At 74.2% G+C, this 2572-nt stretch carries 2 protein-coding genes and 2 pseudogenes; all 4 read right to left on the bottom strand.

Annotated features, from left to right (window positions below):
- Nucleotides 1-217 (bottom strand): annotated as a pseudogene (locus tag AB0G02_RS34965) (exopolyphosphatase); the annotation flags it as partial.
- Nucleotides 214-1335: a glycosyltransferase family 4 protein gene (locus AB0G02_RS34960; protein WP_360803131.1), complete on the bottom strand. Its 1122-nt coding sequence runs from the start codon at nt 1333-1335 to the stop codon at nt 214-216. The pseudogene AB0G02_RS34965 and the gene AB0G02_RS34960, both read right to left, overlap by 4 nt.
- Nucleotides 1332-2279: a phosphatidylinositol mannoside acyltransferase gene (locus AB0G02_RS34955; RefSeq protein WP_360803129.1), complete on the bottom strand. Its 948-nt coding sequence runs from the start codon at nt 2277-2279 to the stop codon at nt 1332-1334. The genes AB0G02_RS34960 and AB0G02_RS34955 overlap by 4 nt, the downstream gene beginning before the upstream one ends.
- Nucleotides 2276-2572: pseudogene (locus AB0G02_RS34950) on the bottom strand (CDP-alcohol phosphatidyltransferase family protein); the annotation flags it as partial. The gene AB0G02_RS34955 and the pseudogene AB0G02_RS34950, both read right to left, overlap by 4 nt.

Genomic DNA, 2572 nt, shown 5'->3' with positions numbered 1-2572 from the left:
CCGCCGCCGCGCGCACCTCGGGCTTGCCGCCCCCCGCCGCCACCGCCCGGGTTACCACCGCGCGCCGCGCCAGGGCCGCGTCGAGCGCCGCCCAGGCCGCGTCCGTGCGCACGTGCAGCCGGTCCAGCCGGTTGGCCGTGCCCAACGTCCACGGCCCCACCAGCACGGCGAGTGCCAGCAGCACCAGGAACGTCGTCGCGACGCCGGAACTGGTCACGCCTCACCCACCCGACGAGGATCAGCCGCCATGGCGCTCTCGTACACCCGCAGCACCTGGTTCGCCACCACCGACCAGTCGAACGTCATCACGCGTTGCCGCGCCGCGTCCACGTGGTCGGCCCGCCGCTCCTGGTCGGTCAGCAGGTCCCGCAACGCCGCGGCCAGCGCGACCGGGTCACCGACCGGGGTCAGCACGCCGGCCTTGCCGTCGTCCAGCACGCGGCGGAACGCGTCCAGGTCGGAGGCCACCACCGCCGCACCGGCCGACATCGCCTCGGTGAGGATGATCCCGAAGCTCTCGCCGCCGGTGTTGGGGGCGCAGTAGACGTCCACGCTGCGCAGAGCGCGCGCTTTCGTCTCGTCGTCCACCATGCCGAGGAACACCATCCGCGACGCCAGCTCCGGTCCGGCCTGCTTGCGCAGCTCGTCCTCGTCGCCGCGCCCCACCACCAGCAGCCGCACGTCGGGCAGGTCGAGCCGGCGGAACGCTTCCAGCAGCACCGGCATGCCCTTGCGCGGTTCGGTGAACCGGCCGACGAACCCGACCGTGCCGCCGGGGCGCGGGTAACCGTCCAGCGGCGCCGCGTCGGCGAAGAAGCCGACGTCGACCCCGTTGGGGATCTCCACCGCGTCACCGCCCAGGTGCTCCACCTGCACGCGCCTGGCCAGCGCGGACACCGCGATGCGAGCGGTGATCTTCTCCAGGAACGGCTGGAGCACCACCTGGAACGCCGACAGCATCTTCGAGCGCGGCGTGGAGGTGTGGAAGGTGGCCACGATCGGCCCGTCCGCCACCATCAGCGCCAGCATCGACAGCGACGGCGCGGTCGGCTCGTGCAGGTGCAGCACGTCGAAGTCGTGCTCCGCGATCCACCTGCGGACGCGGGTGAACGACACCGGTCCGAACGACAGCCTCGCCACCGATCCGTTGTACGGGATGCCGACCGCGCGGCCGGCCGAAGTGACGAATTCCGGCACCGGCGTGTCGTCGTCCGCGGGCGCGAGCACCTCCACCTCGTGCCCGAGGCCGCGCAGGGCGCGCGCCAGGTCGACCACGTGCGCCTGCACGCCTCCGGGGACCTCGAAGGAGTACGGGCAGACGATGCCGACCCTCACGCGGACTCCCCCCGGCGGGCCAGCACCCGGCGCAGCGCCTTCTGCCTGCTCTCCGGCAGGTCGGCCAGCCACAGCTGCTGCATCATGTGCCAGTCGGTCGGGTGGGCGGCGATGTCGGCGGCGAACACGTCGGCCATCTGCTGGGTCGCGGCGGCGACGCCCGCCGTGCCGGAGACCTTGATCGGCGGGTGGATGCGGATGCCCCAGCCGTCCTCGGTGAACCACATGCCGACCGGGAGCAGCGCCGCGCCGGTGGTCGCGGCCAGGTGCGCGGGACCGGCGGGCATCAGCGTGCGCTCGCCGAAGAACGTCACGGGCACGCCGCCCGCGGTCAGGTCCCGGTCCGCCAGCAGGCAGACGACCTGGTTCGCGCGCAGCCGCTCCGCGAGCACCAGCGCCGGGTTGCGGTCGCCGCCGGTCAGCGGCACCACCTCGAACCCGAGGCCTTCCCGGAACGCGATGAACCGCTGGTACAGCGACTCGGGCTTGAGCCGTTCCGCGACGGTGGTGAACGTGCCGCAGTGCTCGACCAACCAGACGCCCGCCATGTCCCAGTTGCCGCAGTGCGGCAGGGCGGTCACCACGCCCCGGCCCTCGGCCAGTGCCGCGTCCAGGTTCTCCGCGCCGCTCAACGTGCGGTCCAGCTCGGCGTACACGGCCTTGAGGTCGAGCGACGGCAGCCGGAACGCCTCGCGCCAGTACCGCGCGTACGAGCGCACCGCCAGCCGCACCAGCTCGTCCAGCTCCGCCTCGCCGGCGCGCGGCACGACGCGGCGCAGGTTCGCCCGCAGCTGCCGCACGCCACCGCCGCCGCGCCGGGCCGCCCGGTCCGCGACCGCGTCGAACAGCGCCCGCGCCACCTTCTCCGGCAGCAGCCGCACCACCCGCCACCCGGCGGCGTAGCCGAGGGCGGCGAGCCCGTCCTTCACGTCCCGCGCCTTCACGGCCCCAGCTCCTTCGCGGCGCGGCTCACGGCCAGGACGCGCTGCACGACGGTGATCGTCACGAGCGCGGCCAGCAGGTACAGCGCCACCGGCAGGATGTAGGGCACGCCCAGCCCGTGCAGACCGACGCCGACCAGGCACACGATGAACCGCTCGGCGCGCTCGGCCAGGCCGCCGTCGGCGGAGAGGCCGGACGCCTCGGCGCGCGCCTTCACGTACGAGGTGACCTGCGCGCCGACCAGCGAGACCAGCGTCGCCGCGGCCAGCCCCCGTTCGCCCGCGCCGAACGCCCA

Source organism: Actinosynnema sp. NPDC023658, assembly GCF_040639995.1.
Classification (GTDB): domain Bacteria; phylum Actinomycetota; class Actinomycetes; order Mycobacteriales; family Pseudonocardiaceae; genus Actinosynnema.
The sequence above is the reverse complement of the archived record's forward strand: the minus strand, read 5'-3'. Positions and strand labels throughout refer to the sequence as shown.